Source organism: Lachnotalea glycerini, from assembly GCF_003201285.1.
GTDB classification, from domain to species: domain Bacteria; phylum Bacillota; class Clostridia; order Lachnospirales; family Lachnospiraceae; genus Lachnotalea; species Lachnotalea glycerini.
Map to the genome: position 1 here is coordinate 75,663 of NZ_QICS01000008.1, position 17,149 is coordinate 92,811.

At 33.3% G+C, this 17,149-nt stretch carries 15 protein-coding genes; 13 read left to right on the top strand and 2 right to left on the bottom strand.

Annotated elements, in window-relative coordinates; all coding sequences use genetic code 11:
- Positions 1-184: 184 nt before the first annotated feature.
- From C8E03_RS14530 to C8E03_RS14545, 4 genes are all read left to right on the top strand, one after another.
- A complete protein-coding gene (locus tag C8E03_RS14530) occupies positions 185-796 on the top strand; it encodes a GNAT family N-acetyltransferase (RefSeq protein WP_110291364.1) in 612 nt (203 codons plus the stop codon).
- Between the two features lie 608 nt (positions 797-1,404).
- Positions 1,405-2,727 carry a sn-glycerol-1-phosphate dehydrogenase gene (locus tag C8E03_RS14535; RefSeq protein ID WP_094378259.1) on the top strand — a complete coding sequence of 441 codons (1,323 nt, stop codon included), beginning with the start codon at positions 1,405-1,407 and terminating at the stop codon, positions 2,725-2,727.
- A 51-nt stretch (positions 2,728-2,778) separates the two neighbouring features.
- Positions 2,779-2,964, top strand: coding sequence for a ferredoxin (locus tag C8E03_RS14540; protein ID WP_110291365.1), 186 nt, complete (start codon positions 2,779-2,781; stop codon positions 2,962-2,964).
- Positions 2,965-3,248: 284 nt separating this feature from the next.
- On the top strand, positions 3,249-4,964 hold the full coding sequence (locus C8E03_RS14545; protein ID WP_170123006.1) for a methyl-accepting chemotaxis protein: 1,716 nt from the start codon (positions 3,249-3,251) through the stop codon (positions 4,962-4,964).
- A gap of 57 nt (positions 4,965-5,021) precedes the next feature.
- Here the strand turns inward: C8E03_RS14545 and C8E03_RS14550 are convergent, their stop codons facing one another.
- Positions 5,022-5,717: a class I SAM-dependent methyltransferase gene (locus tag C8E03_RS14550; RefSeq protein WP_110291366.1), complete on the bottom strand. Its 696-nt coding sequence runs from the start codon at positions 5,715-5,717 to the stop codon at positions 5,022-5,024.
- 441 nt (positions 5,718-6,158) lie between these two features.
- Here C8E03_RS14550 and C8E03_RS14555 point away from each other — a divergent pair, with 441 nt between their 5' ends.
- From C8E03_RS14555 to C8E03_RS14595, 9 genes are all read left to right on the top strand, one after another.
- On the top strand, positions 6,159-6,485 hold the full coding sequence (locus C8E03_RS14555; protein WP_094376472.1) for a PadR family transcriptional regulator: 327 nt from the start codon (positions 6,159-6,161) through the stop codon (positions 6,483-6,485).
- A complete protein-coding gene (locus C8E03_RS14560; RefSeq protein ID WP_094376473.1) occupies positions 6,478-7,206 on the top strand; it encodes a DUF1700 domain-containing protein in 729 nt (242 codons plus the stop codon). Before C8E03_RS14555 ends, C8E03_RS14560 begins: the two co-directional genes overlap by 8 nt.
- A complete protein-coding gene (locus C8E03_RS14565; RefSeq protein ID WP_094376474.1) occupies positions 7,203-8,087 on the top strand; it encodes a DUF4097 family beta strand repeat-containing protein in 885 nt (294 codons plus the stop codon). Before C8E03_RS14560 ends, C8E03_RS14565 begins: the two co-directional genes overlap by 4 nt.
- A 12-nt stretch (positions 8,088-8,099) precedes the next feature.
- Complete coding sequence (locus tag C8E03_RS14570) at positions 8,100-8,285, top strand: PspC domain-containing protein (protein ID WP_094376475.1); 186 nt, start codon at positions 8,100-8,102, stop codon at positions 8,283-8,285.
- A 223-nt stretch (positions 8,286-8,508) separates the two neighbouring features.
- Complete coding sequence (locus C8E03_RS14575; protein WP_094376476.1) at positions 8,509-10,578, top strand: methyl-accepting chemotaxis protein; 2,070 nt, start codon at positions 8,509-8,511, stop codon at positions 10,576-10,578.
- A 106-nt stretch (positions 10,579-10,684) separates the two neighbouring features.
- Positions 10,685-12,028 carry a putative DNA modification/repair radical SAM protein gene (locus tag C8E03_RS14580; protein WP_094376477.1) on the top strand — a complete coding sequence of 448 codons (1,344 nt, stop codon included), beginning with the start codon at positions 10,685-10,687 and terminating at the stop codon, positions 12,026-12,028.
- Positions 12,029-12,082: 54 nt separating this feature from the next.
- Positions 12,083-12,853, top strand: coding sequence for a TIGR03915 family putative DNA repair protein (locus tag C8E03_RS14585; protein WP_170123007.1), 771 nt, complete (start codon positions 12,083-12,085; stop codon positions 12,851-12,853).
- Between the two features lie 393 nt (positions 12,854-13,246).
- Positions 13,247-13,477, top strand: coding sequence for an HPr family phosphocarrier protein (locus C8E03_RS14590; protein WP_094376479.1), 231 nt, complete (start codon positions 13,247-13,249; stop codon positions 13,475-13,477).
- 299 nt (positions 13,478-13,776) lie between these two features.
- The gene (locus tag C8E03_RS14595; RefSeq protein ID WP_110291367.1) at positions 13,777-16,122 is read left to right on the top strand and encodes an ATP-dependent DNA helicase; all 2,346 of its coding nucleotides are present in this window, start codon (positions 13,777-13,779) and stop codon (positions 16,120-16,122) included.
- Here C8E03_RS14595 and C8E03_RS14600 read toward each other — a convergent pair.
- Positions 16,119-16,994 (bottom strand): LysR family transcriptional regulator, encoded by an 876-nt coding sequence (locus C8E03_RS14600; RefSeq protein WP_094378246.1) that lies wholly within the window; start codon positions 16,992-16,994, stop codon positions 16,119-16,121. The genes C8E03_RS14595 and C8E03_RS14600 overlap by 4 nt on opposite strands.
- Positions 16,995-17,149 lie beyond the last annotated feature (155 nt).

Sequence of the window (17,149 nt, forward strand, 5' to 3'; positions counted from 1 at the left end):
GCAATGGCAGGACAAAATTATATATTGTATTACATGGTATATTGTTGTATTATAAAATGAAATAATCATATGATTGACAGGGAATCCATTACTAAGACAAGAAGGAGATGTTCTTCCATGGGAAGAGGTTTTAGCAGAACAGCCAAGAACTGTCTTTTTAAACAATTACGTTTTGGGGGTTACTATGTTAGATAAATCAGTGCCATATAAGCGTATTATCATGCAATTAGATCATAAGAATAATAATATTAATGAGGAGATTCATTTGCCGGAGGGCTATTCCTTTCGAATGTACAAACCGGGTATGGAAGAAGATTGGGCCATAACAGAGGTTGAGGTGCTAGAATTTGACAATAGAGAGAAAGCCCTTGCGTATTTTAGAACTGATTTAATTCCTTATCAAGAACAGCTTAAAAAGAGAATGGTATTTATAGTAAATCAGGAGGGCATAGCGGTTGCGAATGCATGCGCATGGTATGTTAATTATAAGGGCAGACATCAGGCACAAGTGCACTATGTAGCAGTACGTCCAAAATATCAGGGAATGGGTCTTGGAAAAGCGGTTTTTATGAAAGTATTATCTGCATTTACGAAAGTTGAACCGGATGAAGATATTTATTTACATACTCAGACCTGGAGTCATAAAGCGATTCGAATGTATCTCAAAATGGGCTTTCGACTCATCACAGATGATAGAATAGGGTATCACGACTATCATTATGAGGAGGCGGTTAAAGTATTGGAAACCGTATATGATGAGCAAATTATGAATCTGGTAAAAAAACGTATATCCTAGTACAAATTTGAATTTTGTATGAAAAATATTTAGAAAAATAAAATTTGTCATATCATACTGAAAACATCTTGATTCTTTTTTTCAATGATGTTTTTTAATTTCTAGATTAGCCTGAAAGGTTTTGGAGAGGCTTAGGATGAAAGAAGTGAAGCAGTAAGTAAAATTTTTATGAATGAATCTTTCTCGTTTATAATAAATTAGATTATAAGAGAAAATATACAGAAAAAGCATTGAATTATAAGCAAGAGATGGAAACACTTAGAACCAAAACAATATATTAGATAAAAAGTAAAAACGATATTCTAGATCCATTTACGACATTTATTGGGCCGTTTCTAATCGGTGCAGTATGGCAATGATTTACAAAAAGCATAATGGACAGTCTTCAAATGCTATGCTATAATAGCCATAAATAATTTTATTTTCTATGAGAAAATTTTACTAAAGCATCTATAGGCTTTATCTTAATAATAAAAATATAGTATAAACAAGAAAGAAATTAATAACACATTCCATATTCGATTTGGTAGAGGAATATAATCGAGTGTGGAATGTGTTAAAATGTTTTATTAAGTTATATGAATGAAGTGAAAAGTTAGGAGATTAGAATGGATATAAGAAACTGGAACGATTATTTAAATACAGACATTGAATGTAACTGTGGAAAAACACACAGATGCGATATAGATAAAATTATAATAGAAGAGGGTGCAATTTCTAAATTATCGGAAATTATTATGTCAGGCTTTTACCACAATACGTGTGTAGTATGTGATAGTACAACAGAGGAAGCGGCAGGGAGGTTGGTTTATCAGGAATTAAGGAGTAACTTAATTCAATTTGAACCAATTATATTAAGAGATAAGGAACCAATTGCGGATGAAAAAAGTATTGGAGATATTTTAGTTCATATTGCGCCAAAATGTGATTTGATTATTGCAGTAGGATCGGGAACGATTAATGATTTATGTAAATTTATAAGCTACAAAATGGGAATTGATTATATCATTGTAGCGACTGCACCATCTATGGATGGTTATGCGTCTAATGTTTCTGCATTAATCGTTAATCATTTAAAATGTACCTATGAAGTGGGGCGTCCAAAGGCTATTATAGCAGATACAAATATTCTGGCTGAGGCTCCATTCGCTATGATAACTGCTGGAGTAGGGGATATTTTAGGAAAATATGTATGTCTTGCTGATTGGAAATTATCAAATATTGTAACAGGAGAATATTATTGTTGCTTTGTGGAAGCACTTGTTAGAGATTCGTTGGAAATGGTAGTTGCAGCAATTAGTAAGATAAATGAGCGGGATAAGGATGCAATAACAGCAATCATGGAAGCTTTGGTATTATCGGGAATAGCGATGAGCTATATAGGTAATTCAAGGCCGGCGTCTGGAAGTGAGCATCATCTATCTCATTTTTGGGAATTATCCTTTCTGCAAAGCAATCGGCCATGTGCTTTACATGGGACGAAAGTTGCAGTTGGAACCGTGATTGCATTAAAGTTGTATGAGCGTTTAAATGTCAATTCGTTTCGTTGTGATTGTTTAAGTGCTCCTAATTTTAATGAAGAAAAGTGGAAAGAAAGCATTAATAAAGTATATGGATTAGCAGCAAAAGAAGTAATTGAATTAGAGGAAAGTGTACATAAAAACAGCAATGATGAGGTGCAATTAAGAAGAGATGCAATCTATAAGCATAGTAATGAAATTCATATGTTAATCGATAAGCTGCCTGATTCAGAAGAAATAAAGCAACTGCTTGATTCTATTTTTGCACCATATTTACCAAAGCAGATTCAAGTTGATGATGAATTGGTGTCTAATGCTATATTATATGCAAAAGAATTAAGAAATCGATATGGAATTTTACAGCTTCTATTTGATATAGATGAATTAGAAAAATTTGCTCTATATAATTGAATGATATCATTTAAAAATGGTTATAATTCTATTTAAAAAGGAGTGAACAATATGAAATTTTATGTAGAACCAGAAGTCTGTATTGGATGCGGTTTATGTGCCGAAACAGAGGCAGAAGTATTTAAAATGGATGATGATGGTAAAGCAGTAGCCTATCAAGAGTCAACCAATACGAACGAAGAGAGTGCAAAAGATGCAATGAATAGTTGTCCGGTAGATGCTATTTCTGACGTATAATACTCACAAACGATAGATATGAAATCTCTTATCCGCAGATATTAATTTGGGGATAGGAGATTTTTTATTTCATAGAAGACCTTGTTGTTAACATATAAAAGAATTATTTAGCTTTAAGTCTATATTTTGATTTACATAAATTTCCAATCAAGTTAAATAATTAGTTATTTCATTAAAATAGTGTAGTCGAATATTAAATATTTAGAATTAACAAGAGTTACATTGACGTTATTGTGGTCATTTGCTATAATTTCTGATATTAATACATGTTCGGAGGGAGCAATATGTTAAATAACTTTAAAATCAGAACCAAAATTAGTATTCTATCAAGCATTTTGGTATTATTAACGCTCATAATTTCAGTAATAGGTTATTATAATCTTTCAAAATCAAATGAGAGAATGAAAGATATGTATCAAAATAAGCTTTTGGCTATTCAATGGCTAAATGAGGACAGGGCACATGCAAGGGCGATTGAAGCAGATATCTATGAATTAATTGTTAAGGTGGGAGATAACGAGGCACAGCAGAAAATACAAGAGGATATTACAACAAGAACAACAGCTTACAATGAAAATTTTGACCAGTATGTTGCATTAGGTATTGATGAGACAGAGTCAGGAATCATTCAGGATATCGAGACGAATTTGGAAACGTATAGACAGGGAAGAGAAGAAGTTATTTCTTTGGCAATGGATGGAAAGGATAAGGAGGCATATACATCATTTGAAAAAGTAGAAAGTGCAAAAGAGTTATTTCAGGATAAATTAAAAGAGCTGGCTCAGTATAATGTAACAGAAGCAGAGCAATTAGCTGCCCAAAATGAGGGAGAGTATGAAAGTACCCTAAGACTATTTATAATAGTAATAGTGATAGCATTGTTGCTTGCTTTCTTTTGTACATGGTTTATATCCAGAGCAATTTCTAATCCAATCAAGCTTGCCATTAATCACATAGGAGAGGTGGCAGAGTATAATATTACCTCAGATGTACCGGAGATATTTAAGAAGAGAAGGGATGAAGTCGGCGATCTTAGCCGTATGGTTCAAACGATTGAAGATAATTTGAGAAGTTTGATTAGGGCAATAGGAGCAACCGCTGAACAGGTCGCATCTTCATCAGAGGAATTAACCGCTACTTCACAGCAGGTGTCAGCAGCCTCCAATGAGGTTGCTAAGACGATAAATGAAATTGCAAAGGGTGCCACGGATCAGGCAGAGAGCACTACTGATGGTTCACAGCAGTTGACAGGACTTGGAAGCTTAATTGAAGAGGATAAAACAAATATTAATGTTTTAAATAATACGTCCAATCAGGTTGATGTATTGGTTGATGAAGGTCTTGATATTATCAGCAGCCTATCAGCAAAGACCTTGGAAAGCAGCCGGGCAACAGACAGCGTATATCAAAGTATTAAGCAAACAAACCTAAGTTCTGAAAGAATCGGTGAGGCGAGTAATTTAATTGCACTGATTGCCCAACAGACGAATCTATTGGCATTAAATGCAGCAATTGAAGCTGCGAGAGCAGGGGAAAATGGGAAAGGCTTTGCTGTATTGGCAGATGAAATCCGACAGCTTGCCGAGCAGTCAACAGAATCGACAAAGACAATTGATGAAATGGTAAAGAAACTTCAACTGGATTCGAAAGAAGCTGTTGTAACAATGGAACAGGTAGAAGAGATTTTGAAAGAGCAGGTATCTCATGTAAACCTTACCGACACTAAGTATCGTGAAATTTCAGCCGCTATGAAACATTCAATAGAGTCAGTTAAGGTGATTAATAAAACAGCTCTTACTATGGAAGAAAAGAAAAATGAAGTGTTATACACAATGGAAAATCTTGCAGCGGTGGCAGAGGAGAATGCAGCAGGAACGCAGGAAGCCTCTGCTTCTATTGAAGAACAGGCATCTTCTATTGATGAAATAGCAAATTCCAGCGAAAGCTTATCAGAGCTTGCTCAGGATTTGCAGAATTTAATAGCGAAGTTTAAATTATAAAACTAAAATTTATAAGTGTAACTGTTTAAGCATTAATAAATGTAAAACAGTTGCACTTTATTTATTTATGCTCAAAAAATATTGTATCATTGGTCCAATATTTTCTTTCTTATCAATTATAAAATTTTTACATATTATATTTTCAAATTCTAAAATCGATAAATTAAATTTATCTTCTCGTCCTAAACTTTTTTCAATTAAAAAGGTAATTTCAAATTCTGCTGATCCAACATTAGGAATATCAAGAACAAATTTCCCCTTTGGTTTCATAATTCTTAAAAATTCCTCAATGCAAACTTTTACAAAATCTTTTTCAAAATATTCTAAGGAACCTATGCAACAACCTATATCAAAATAATTAGCTTCATAAGGTGTTTGATGCATACTTCCACAAAATAAAGAACTATAACTTATATTATGAATTTGGGTATATTCTTTAAGTAGTTGTATTGTTTTAGGACTAATATCAACTCCATAATAAGTAGATTCCCATTTATCATATCCACGAAACATCAAATTCAAGCAACATCCTAAATCAATAAATTTCATAGTTGTTGTAGGAGATAAATATTCATATATTTCTTTTCGTCCACTATCCGAAAGATTATTTTCATTTTTCATTTCTTCAAATAATTTATAATTAGGATTATGGATAATCTCTTTAGGAAGATTACTATATGAATCAATTCCTTTTCTGCCCAAATCAATACTTTTATCGTAAGAGAGTAAAACTTTGTTCAATTGTTCTTTCATAAATATTTCCTTTCCAAATCACAGTTGTCGATGCTAAATTTGCCTGTCTTTCTTTTGCATCTCAATAACTTTCCTAAATATAATGGGAAGCTTATTGTTGGAAACGAATGTGAGCTTATCAGTTTCAGATTATGTGCATAACAGAAAGTTGTGGCTTTCTTGCAAGCTGTAAATCAATAGTAACATATATCTTTATTGAAATAAATGTTGAAATACTATTTGTTAAAATTTTAATGTAACTAATCACTAGATACAAAAAATGTATAAATTTATAAAAAAGTATTGACATATAATATTATATGCCATATAGTATTGTATATGAATTAATATTAATAAAAAAATAATATTGATAAATTAATAATATTAAAAAAATAATAATATTAATTTTTGAATAATAATATGAAAATGATAAGAAAAATTAATTGAAAAGGAGAGGATACCATGGTATTTAATACTGGCGCAGCATTACTGGATGCGATCGTTCTTGCAGTTGTATCAAAAGAAGTAGAAGGTACTTACGGTTACAAGATAACTCAAGAAGTTAGAGAAGTTATCGAAATTTCCGAATCCACCTTATATCCTGTGCTTAGGCGATTGCAAAAGGATGATTGCTTAGAGGTTTATGATATGGAATGTGGTGGACGTAACAGAAGATATTATAAGGTAACAGAAAAGGGACGAATACAATTGAATTTATATATTACAGAATGGGATAACTATTCGAAACGAATAACGATGATGTTTCAGGAGGGCATGAATAATGAGTAGAAAAGAATTTATGGAAGAATTAGAAAATATGCTGGAAAACATTCAAAAAAACGAAAGAGAAGAAGCCTTGCAGTATTATAACGATTATTTTGATGAGGCAGGGCCGGAGAATGAGGAGCAGGTAATTAATGAATTGGGAACACCAGCAAAAGTAGCAGCAATAATAAAAACCAGCCTTCAAGAGAATGAAAATGAATCAGGTGAATTTACTGAGCGAGGTTATTCAGATCCAAGATTTACAATAAATTATGAAGTAATCGATAGCACAAATAAGGGCAATCAAGATACGAATAGCAGTCAGAATCAAAGAACAGCCGGTAGAGAGAGGAAATATGCCAAAGAAACTTCAGGAGGAAAAATTGCATTGATCGTAATATTGTGTGCTTTGGCCATTCCGGTCGGCGTTCCTCTTTTAGGTGGTTTAATTGGTTTATTTGCAGGAGTTCTTGGACTGGGAATCGGAATTTTTGTTGCAATAGTTGTTTTAGCACTTGCACTATCAATCGGTGGAGTTGTTTGCTTTATAGTAGGAATAGTTACTTTATTTTCAACACCAACAGTAGGAGTATTTAGTTGTGGTGTTGGTATGATTATGGTGGGAATTGGAATTTTATTCGTACTGTTAACCGCAGTTATTTGCTACAAGTTTATACCATGGTTAATCAGATGTATAGTTGATTTATTTAGAGCCCCATTAAAAAGAAAGGAGACAATAGTATGAAATCATTTGCAAGAGCTTGTTTAATTTTTAGTGGTGTAGTCATTTCCATTGGTTTGATATTAACAATAATAGGAGGGATACTGGGAGCAGGAAGTACATTTGCCAATATGGTTCGAATTGGAAATTTTTCTTTTCATCTTGGTAATGATAAAGTAGTTTTTAACGATGATGATTTAGTTTCTTTCTCAGACGAATTTAATAATATTGATGAGTTGGACGTTGATTTAAGTTATTGTGAGTTTAAGATAGTGGAATCAGATAATAATGTATTTCAGGTGAAGGCAGATAATGTGCTAGATGGCTTTACCTGCAATGAAAAGGATGGTAAACTAATAATAAAAGATAATATTAAAATGAAATGGTCTATAGGTTTTGAAAGGGATTATCATCCAACCATAACACTTTATATTCCGGAGAATGTCAATATGGATAAGGTGAAGATAGATATTGGGGCAGGTTATGTCAGTGCGAATCATATTAATACAGATGAATTGGTCATCGATTTAGGTGCTGGTGAATTTGAGGGATCTATGATAACTTCAGAAAATGCAGATTTAACGGTAGGTGCAGGGCACATGTTACTGGATGAATTTTCCACAGATGAAATTAATTTGGATTGCGGAACCGGTAAGGTGGAAATCAATGGAGATATTAGAGGAAATTCTGATGTTGAGTGTGGACTTGGCAATGTTGCAATGATTTTAAAACAAAAGCAAAGCTATTACAATTATGATATCAAGTGTGGTATCGGTAATGTTGAAGTTGGAGAGTTGTCAATAGGCGGTGTTGCTTGTGATAAATATATCGACAATAATGCCAAAAACAATATGGATATAGACTGTGGTGTTGGCAGTGTACAAATAAAATTTGCAGATTTATAGGAGGAATGTATTATGCAACCAAAAAAATTATACAGATCAAGAACAAATCGTTTAATTTGTGGAGTATGTGGTGGATTGGGTGAGTATATGAATGTAGATCCAACCATAATTCGATTACTATTAGCTTTGTTATGCTTTACGGGAACAGGAATTGTTGCTTATATTATAGCAGCTATAATAATTCCGGATGAATACTAAAAGAAATATTATAATTTAAAATGTTATCAGAAAATACAGCATCGATTTTTATATTAATAATCGATGCTGTATTTTTAATGATAAATTCAATTAATTTTTGACTGAAATGTTAATTTACTGTACATAAATATTAAAATATGCTAGTATTAAATTAAGATAAAACTTATTTTAGAAATGTAAAGTACACTAAATTATTATAATAAATCAAGGGGGGAACAAAAAGATGAAATCAAAAAAGATGAAATCAAAAAAAAGCATGAAATTTAAATTACTTTTAACCATAATACCAATTTTTTTAGTTTCATTTATTGTCATAGGATTTTTAGTAGTTTTTGCATCCAGATCAACAATTCAGAATGAAGTAACTGAGAAGATGAATTTTCAAATTGATTTGGCTATACAGGAGATGGAAGTAAGATTGGGAACACACAAAATGATAGCCGCTACTTTAGCTCAAGTGGTGGAAGACATTGGTATCAGTGAGGATACTAAACCTATGATATCAGCTGTTGTACAAAATATTTCGTCGAAAAATGATGATACATATGGAAATGGTATTTTTATGGGAAGCAAAACGGATGGTGAATGGTTTTGCCCCTTTGCATATAAAGAGGGTGATAATTACATTTTGACTGAGGAGTACAATAAGGACAATACAAGTGAGAGTTGGTATATAGCTGGTCAAACAGACCAAGTGACAGGTTGGACGGATGTATATAGTGATACTGTAACCAAGGTAGCAATGATTACTGCAAGTACGCCCATCAGAGACAATAATCAAAATATTATTGGTGTTGCTACGGCGGACATGAATATAAGCAGTATACAGGGGATTGTCGATAGTATGAAAGTTGGAGAAAATGGATATGCCATGCTGATCACAAAAGATGGTAGTTATCTAGCCAATGCAAGAGCGGAGGTTACAGCAGATGATAGCGGTAATTTTCCAAAGATAACCGAGGACAGTAATACTTCAATTGCTGCCTTAGGCAAAATAATGCTTGAGCTAAAAGAGGGAGAACAGGAATTTAAAGATGAAAATAATGTGGTCTATTCTGTGTATTTTTCTTCAGTACCTGAGACAGAATGGATTATTGCACTTTGTTATCCCAAAAGCGAAATTATCGCTTCGACGAACGCGTTGTTAAAGATTATTCTTATAAGCTTTATCTCAACAGTTCTTATCATTATAGCGATTATCATAGTAATGGCAAATAAGATCACTCAGCCTATTAAGTTGTTAAAATCCGAAATTCAGACAATTTCAAATGGAGATTTATCAAAGCAGATTGCAATAAAAAGTAGTGATGAAATTGGTGAAATGGCTGTTTATATGGAGGAAATGAGAAGCAAGTTAGGTCAAATGATTGGAGGTATTGCAAATATTTCTGAAAGTGTTATGACTTCAGCAAAAGCAATTTCAACAAGTTCTGAGCAAAACGGAAAGGCAGCAGAGCAGGTAGCCACCTCTATCAATGAAATTGCAGAGGATTCACAAAAGATTCAGGATCTGTCTGAGTCTATTCAAAATATGGAGAATGAAGTTATTGATATCTTAAAATGTATGATAGATGGTGTTAATGAAACAAATAAGCAATTAAATTCTGCAAAAACCCAGTCAGTGGAACGAAAAGAAGCAGTACAAACGGCTGTAAGCAGTATGTCTAGTACGGAAAGTATTATGAAAGAATCAGGCGTTGCAATGCAGACTTTACGTGAACAATCCAGTAAAATCAACAGTATTATTGATGCTATAAAACAGATTGCAAATCAGACAAATTTATTGGCATTGAATGCCTCTATTGAAGCAGCCAGAGCAGGGGAAGCAGGTAAGGGGTTTGCAGTGGTAGCAGAAGAAATACGTAAATTAGCAGAGCAGTCTAATGCTTCGGCTCAAGAGATAGCTACACTGATTGAGGATATTGATAATGGTATCTCCAAAACGGAAAAGCTGTCAATTGAAAGCGGAAAAGCAGTTGCTCAGACGAGTCAGGCTGTGGAGTGTGTCGAGAAAGCTTTTGATGATATTATGTACAGTATTGATCAAATTGCAGGTGAGATGGATCATACTCTTATCAATGTAGAAAAAATTCAAAATAGTACTGATGACATGTTAGGCTCAGTTAATAAAATGACTGAGGTTTCAACTAATTCGTCGGAGGAAGTTCAGTTAATTGCAGCTGCAGCGCAAGAACAGTCAGCAGCAAGTGAAGAATTAGTTGGAGCAACAGAGACGCTGGCATCTATGTCGGTTAATTTACAAAGCGAGGTAAATAAATTTAACATAAAATAAAAGACTGAATTAAAAGAACAAATATAAAGACACCCCTTGCATATGGGACGAACCTATGTTATGATAATACGAACAAATGTTCGAACTTAATGCAAGAGGTGTTTTTATGATAATACAAGAAAATATGTCCGTTATGGAAAAGCTTGAAATATTATCGGATGCAGCAAAATACGATGTTGCATGTACTTCAAGCGGAGTAGATAGAAAGGGAGACGGAATTCATATGGGAAATTCTGTTGCCAGTGGAATTTGCCATAGCTTTTCAGCAGATGGAAGATGTATATCGCTGCTTAAAATATTATTTACAAATGAATGTATATTTGATTGTAAATATTGTATTAATCGTTCTTCTAATGATGTAAAGCGTGCATCCTTTACACCGGATGAAGTATGTGAGTTAACGATGGGATTTTATAGACGTAATTATATTGAAGGACTTTTTTTAAGCTCTGGTATTCTTGAAAGTCCAAATTTTACATTAGATTTAATATATCAGACTATATTTAAACTTAGAACTCAATACCATTTTAATGGCTATATCCATGTTAAGGTAATTCCTGGAGCGGAAAGTGAATTAATTAATAAGCTAGGTTTTTTAGTAGATCGAATGAGTGTAAATTTAGAGCTGCCTACTGCAGACAGCTTAAAAATGCTGGCTCCGCATAAAAGCAGAAAGAATATATTAAAGCCTATGAGGCAGATACAAACGAATATCATTCATAATAAGAATGAGCTTATGGTTTACAAAAAGGCACCCTCCTTTGTACCAGCAGGGCAAAGTACACAGATGATTATAGGTGCTACACCGGAAAGTGATTATCAAATTGTATCAGTTGCTGAGAATTTATATAATAAGTTTAATTTGAAAAGAGTCTTTTATTCAGCATTTATTCATGTTAATGAGGATGCCTTGCTTCCGGCTCTGCCGGGTGGTCCGCCTTTACTGAGAGAACATCGGTTATATCAGGCAGATTGGCTTTTAAGATTCTATGGTTTTAAGGCGGATGAATTATTATCCGAGTCCAGACCAAATTTTAATATTATGCTTGACCCCAAATGCGATTGGGCATTAAGACACTTAGAGAATTTTCCTGTGGAGATTAATAAGGCTGACTATTTTACGCTTCTTAGAGTTCCGGGTATAGGTAACAAGTCTGCGCAGAGGATTGTAAAGGCCAGACTCCAGGCGGCGTTAGATTTTGAGGATATTAAGAGAATGGGAGTTGTCTTGAAGCGGGCACTTTATTTTATTTCCTGCAAGGGTAGGATGATGTACCGAACTAAAATTGAAGAAGACTACATTACAAGAAATCTTTTAAATCTAAAAGAGCGGATTCCGATTGAGGTATCGCAAACTAGCTTTAAGCAGATGTCTCTATTTGATGATGTAAGATTTAATCCGCAACCAGAGACGTTAGATCATGTTCAAAGCTTATATGGACAAATGTAAAAATTAAATTCTGATACTGGTGTAATATAATTTTAGAAGCGAAGGAAGAAAATGATGAATAAGAGAATATATTTGTGTGAAGATAGTGTAGAGAGTATTTTTACAGGAGTATATAATGCATGGGAAGATAGATATCCAAAGGAGTTTGTTGAGTTGTCTGTCAATAGCTATGAGAGTAACTATGAGCTATTTTCAGAATATATTAATGTTGTGACTGATTTTGATAAAGCAAATAGAGTTGCCAAAACACTGGAGCTAAAATTTGGGAACGAAGTATATACCAGCATCTATCAAGCAGCATTATCAAATGCAAAGGATAAGGCACAGGCTGTTTTTAAAACTATAAATATAGGATTAAAAAGTAAAAGACCGAGACAATTAATGGAGAATTTGCAAGATAAACATATTTGTCGTGTTTTTGAATTAAGCAGAGCCGTTTTTAACGAACGCTCCCATTTGCTAGGATTTGTGAGATTCAAGGAGCTAAACAGTCAAGTACTTTGTTCTGTGATAGAACCTAAGAATAATGTAGTAATGTTGATTGCCCCTCATTTTGCAGATAGGCTGCCTGGTGAAAAGTGGATGATATACGATAAAGGCAGAAATATAGCTGTCATTCATGAAAAAGGTGAACAATGGGGAGTAATAAAAAGTGAGAAGCTAAATTTCGAAATGCTGAAACAGATGTCTGATAGTGAGAAATTGTTTGAAGCTTGGTGGAAAGGATTTTGTGAAAGTATTTCAATTAAAGAAAGAAAAAATATAAAGTTACAAAAGCAGAATTTGCCTCTTCGATTCCAAGAGAACATGGTTGAATTTCATTAGAAGAAATGGAATAATTTCAGTGCAATTGCAAATTTGTGAATCTAGCAAAATAGTAAACACTAAATTTTTTTATATAAAATACAATTTGTAGATAAAATATAGCATTTAGATAAATCTTTGGTAAATAAATAACAAAATATGATTTTGAAACTTAGAAATACTATCAAAAAGTTCATGATTTTGAACTAACATTTTGCAATATAAAATTGACAAAAGTATAAAATGATGTCATAATGACAAGACTTAATTTATTATATAAATCTGTAAGTATTTTTTTGAATAAAGCTTATCGTTGTATTGGTTAACAGTATGACAAGCGAGATGTTAATGTTAATAATTATATATTTTTGAGCTTATAGATTACTATAAGTGCAGTTTAGAAAGGATTTTGTTATGGATAAGAAATATCAAATTAGATTAAAAGCTACTACTGATGTAAAGGATTTTGTTTCAGCAGCTGAAAAATGTGATTTCGATATAGACGTATTTTATAATCGTGTTGTAATAGATGCGAAATCAATATTAGGTGTTTTAAGTCTAGACCTGACGAAAGTATTGACCGTACAGTTTGGTGGTCAGGATTCACAATTTGAAAGTTTACTTAAGAAATATGCAGTAGCATAAAAATAAGTCATTTTAATTGTAGACCAGAATGGATAAGCGCAAGCTTATCCTATTTTATTTAATAGTTCCTATGAAATAAAAACACAATGCGTACGAATGCAAATGGAAAATATCACTGCGTGACTGCATTCGGCGCGGCAAAACGGCCAAGTCCTTCATGAGAGAGGAATTAGGAAATTGATGCGTACTTGTCCGCTTTCTGGATATATAGGATAGACTTCTTAAAGTAGGGAGATTAAGTTGTTGCAACGTTGATGATAAACAGTTAATATTATAATAGATAAGGCAGGAGAGTTGAGATGAATAAAGATGATAACAATATAAAAATTTCTGTTCGTAATCTTGTTGAGTTTATTCTTCGAAGCGGTGATATAGACAATCGTCAGGGAAGCAAAAATGATAAGGATGCTATGCAGGCTGGAAGTAAAATGCATCGAAAAATACAAAAACAGATGGGATCGGAATATCATGCGGAATATCCTCTTAAATTACAAATTGAAAAGCCAGATTTTTTTATTACAATTGAAGGCCGTGCTGATGGAATTATTATAGAAGAATCCAAAATTACAATCGACGAAATAAAGGGAGTCTACTTTGATTTAGATTATCTGAATGCACCAATTGAAGTTCATAGAGCGCAAGCAATGTGCTATGGCTATATTTATAGTAAGCAGGAAGGGTTGAATCTGATTCATATTCAGCTTACCTATTGTAATTTAGATAACGAGCAGAAAAAATATTTTAATGAAGCTATAGAATTTGATCGTCTTGAGATGTGGTTTCAAAAATTAATTCAGGAATATTACAAATGGGCTAGGTTTCAATATGAGTGGAAGATTAAAAGAAATGATTCCATTAAACCACTTGAATTTCCTTTTTCCTATCGAGAAGGTCAAAGAGATTTGGCTGCATCTGTTTACAAAACAATTAATCGCAGGAGACGTCTCTTTATTCAAGCTCCAACAGGTGTCGGTAAAACTATGTCAACTATTTTTCCTACAGTGAAAGCCATTGGTGAGAGTTTGGGAGAAAAGATATTTTATCTTACTGCAAAGACAATAACAAGAACAGTGGCTCAAGAGGCCTTTGAGATACTCAAAGAGAAAGGTCTAAGTTTTAAATTAGTGACCTTAACAGCAAAAGAAAAATTATGCTTTTGTGAGACTACAGAATGCAATCCCATTCATTGCCCATATGCCAAAGGTCATTACGATAGAATTAATGATGCGGTATTTTTGATGCTTACGCAAAAGAATACTTTCTCCAGAGAGGTCATAGAAGAATATGCTAAAAAGTATCAGGTCTGTCCATTTGAGATGAGTCTTGATGTGTCCTTATGGTGTGATGCCATAATATGCGATTACAATTACGTATTTGATCCAAACGTAGCCTTAAAAAGATTTTTTTCAGAGGGAGCGAAGGGAGAATACTTGTTTTTAGTGGATGAAGCACACAATTTAGTAGAGCGTGGCAGAGAAATGTATAGTGCATTTTTATATAAGGAGGACTTTCTTCGATTAAAGAATGAAGTCAAATTTTATAGCAGAAAGCTTGAAAAAAATCTTGAAAAATGTAATAAGAATCTTCTTGAATTAAAAAGAGAGTGTGAAACTTATCAAGTGATAGACAGTATAGGAGCGTTTGTACTGAATTTAATGTCATTGGCATCTGAGATTGAAAAATTTCTTGAGGAAAATGATGAGAAGGATATCCGGGATAAAGTGCTTGAATTTTATTTTCAAGTCAGACACTTTTTAAGCATGTATGAGCGTTTGGATGATAATTATGTTATCTATACCGAGCATGATCAGACAGGGCAATTTAAAATTAAATTATTCTGTATTAATCCATCCGTAAATTTAATAGACTGCTTAAATAAGGGTAACAGTACAATATTTTTTTCGGCTACCTTATTACCTATTTCGTATTATAAAGAGCTTTTAAGCGGAGATTTAGAAGACTATGCAGTTTATGCGAACTCTCCTTTTAAAGAAGAAAATAGATTAATTCTAATTGGAAACGATGTAAGCAGTAAATACACAAGAAGAAATCATTTGGAATATAAGAAAACAGCAGAGTATATTAAAAGTGTAATTGAATGTAAGAAAGGTAACTATATGGTGTTTTTTCCATCCTATAGCTATATGAGAGAGGTATATCATTATATACATTCACTCAATGTAAACTGTATTTGTCAAAAGCAGGGAATGAACGAGGAAGAAAGAGAGGAGTTTTTAAGCTATTTCATGAATCATCCATCAGGTGAAATCGTTGGTTTATGCGTTATGGGAGGAATCTTTAGCGAGGGAATCGATTTAAAAAGAGATTATTTAATAGGTGCTTTGATTGTTGGTACAGGGTTACCCCAAATTTCCTATGAAAAGGAAATACTCAAAAATTATTATGATGCAAAAAATGAGAATGGCTTTGATTATGCCTATCGTTATCCGGGTATGAATAAGGTATTGCAGGCAGCCGGACGTGTTATTAGGACGAGTGATGATAAGGGTATCATATTGCTTTTGGATGAACGGTTTAATTCAAGGCAATACAAAGAGCTGTTTCCAAGAGAATGGAAACAGCCCCCATTATGTTCAATCTCAAATGTGAATCAACAAATAGAAGCATTCTGGAACAGAAGCTAGAAATAGCCTATAAATTTCTCGGCGGCCTGTGAAACAGGTAAATGCTGATTGTGCACTACAACAATTTGTCGTTTCGGTAAAACCTCCTCCAAATCTACAATATATAAATCACTGGAATCGACAGGAACACAATAATCGGGAATAAAAGCAATTCCAAGCCCGATTATCGCCAAATCTATCAGTAAATCATTACTGCTTAACTCAATTTCAGGAACTAAATCAAGCTGATGCTGTTGAAAGATATGATGAACAAATTCGCTCGTTGTACTATTTCTGTCGAGCATTAAAATGGGATGTTTTTGCAGCTCATGTAGGGTAACCTTTTTGTTGTCCAAATTAAAATATTTCTTGTTAGCTATGAAAACATCGCCAAAATCCTTAATTACTTTAATTTGATTGGTGTTATTTAGCTGCGAGTTCGGAAAGTTGGTTACGATAAGATCAACCTGTCCGCTCTCTAGCAAATCAACACATTTGATGGAAGTCTGATTGGTTACTTTGATATGAACATTAGGGTATTCCTTGTGAAAACGATTCAGATATGGAACGAGGAAATAGCGGCAAATTGTATCACTGGCACCAATTCTTAGCTGACCACCTCCAAGTGTATTGGCTTCTAGTATCTGAGCCTCTCCCCGTTTAATCAGGTTCATGGCAGGCTCAATATGTCTTAATAAAATTTCGCCTTCCTGAGTGAGCTGTACTCGTTTGGTACTTCTTATAAATAGAGATTGATTCAGTTTTTTTTCCAAAACCTTAATGGATTGACTGACAGCTGACTGAGAAATATATAATTGCTTTGAAGCTTCTGAAAAGCTTAAGGAAATAGCGACAAAATAAAACACCTTGTATAATTCATAGTTTATATCCACAATAAGTCCTCCTTATAAATACTAGACTCATTATAACATATTATAAAATAATTTACCAATAAAACGAAAAGTATCATAAAAAAGAATGGCATAAATTTACGTTGTTTTAAGAGATTCTTAGCTTGACGTAGAGAAAAAATTGTAGTATATTTTCA

Excerpts from the sequence above, each read along its gene's own strand:
- C8E03_RS14530 (WP_110291364.1), top strand. The coding sequence starts at position 185 with ATGTTAGATAAATCAGTGCCATATAAGCGTATTATCATGCAATTAGAT.
- C8E03_RS14535 (WP_094378259.1), top strand. The coding sequence starts at position 1,405 with ATGGATATAAGAAACTGGAACGATTATTTAAATACAGACATTGAATGT.
- C8E03_RS14540 (WP_110291365.1), top strand. The coding sequence starts at position 2,779 with ATGAAATTTTATGTAGAACCAGAAGTCTGTATTGGATGCGGTTTATGT.
- C8E03_RS14545 (WP_170123006.1), top strand. The coding sequence starts at position 3,249 with ATGTTAAATAACTTTAAAATCAGAACCAAAATTAGTATTCTATCAAGC.
- C8E03_RS14550 (WP_110291366.1), bottom strand. The coding sequence starts at position 5,717 with ATGAAAGAACAATTGAACAAAGTTTTACTCTCTTACGATAAAAGTATT.
- C8E03_RS14555 (WP_094376472.1), top strand. The coding sequence starts at position 6,159 with ATGGTATTTAATACTGGCGCAGCATTACTGGATGCGATCGTTCTTGCA.
- C8E03_RS14560 (WP_094376473.1), top strand. The coding sequence starts at position 6,478 with ATGAGTAGAAAAGAATTTATGGAAGAATTAGAAAATATGCTGGAAAAC.
- C8E03_RS14565 (WP_094376474.1), top strand. The coding sequence starts at position 7,203 with ATGAAATCATTTGCAAGAGCTTGTTTAATTTTTAGTGGTGTAGTCATT.
- C8E03_RS14570 (WP_094376475.1), top strand. The coding sequence starts at position 8,100 with ATGCAACCAAAAAAATTATACAGATCAAGAACAAATCGTTTAATTTGT.
- C8E03_RS14575 (WP_094376476.1), top strand. The coding sequence starts at position 8,509 with ATGAAATCAAAAAAGATGAAATCAAAAAAAAGCATGAAATTTAAATTA.
- C8E03_RS14580 (WP_094376477.1), top strand. The coding sequence starts at position 10,685 with ATGATAATACAAGAAAATATGTCCGTTATGGAAAAGCTTGAAATATTA.
- C8E03_RS14585 (WP_170123007.1), top strand. The coding sequence starts at position 12,083 with ATGAATAAGAGAATATATTTGTGTGAAGATAGTGTAGAGAGTATTTTT.
- C8E03_RS14590 (WP_094376479.1), top strand. The coding sequence starts at position 13,247 with ATGGATAAGAAATATCAAATTAGATTAAAAGCTACTACTGATGTAAAG.
- C8E03_RS14595 (WP_110291367.1), top strand. The coding sequence starts at position 13,777 with ATGAATAAAGATGATAACAATATAAAAATTTCTGTTCGTAATCTTGTT.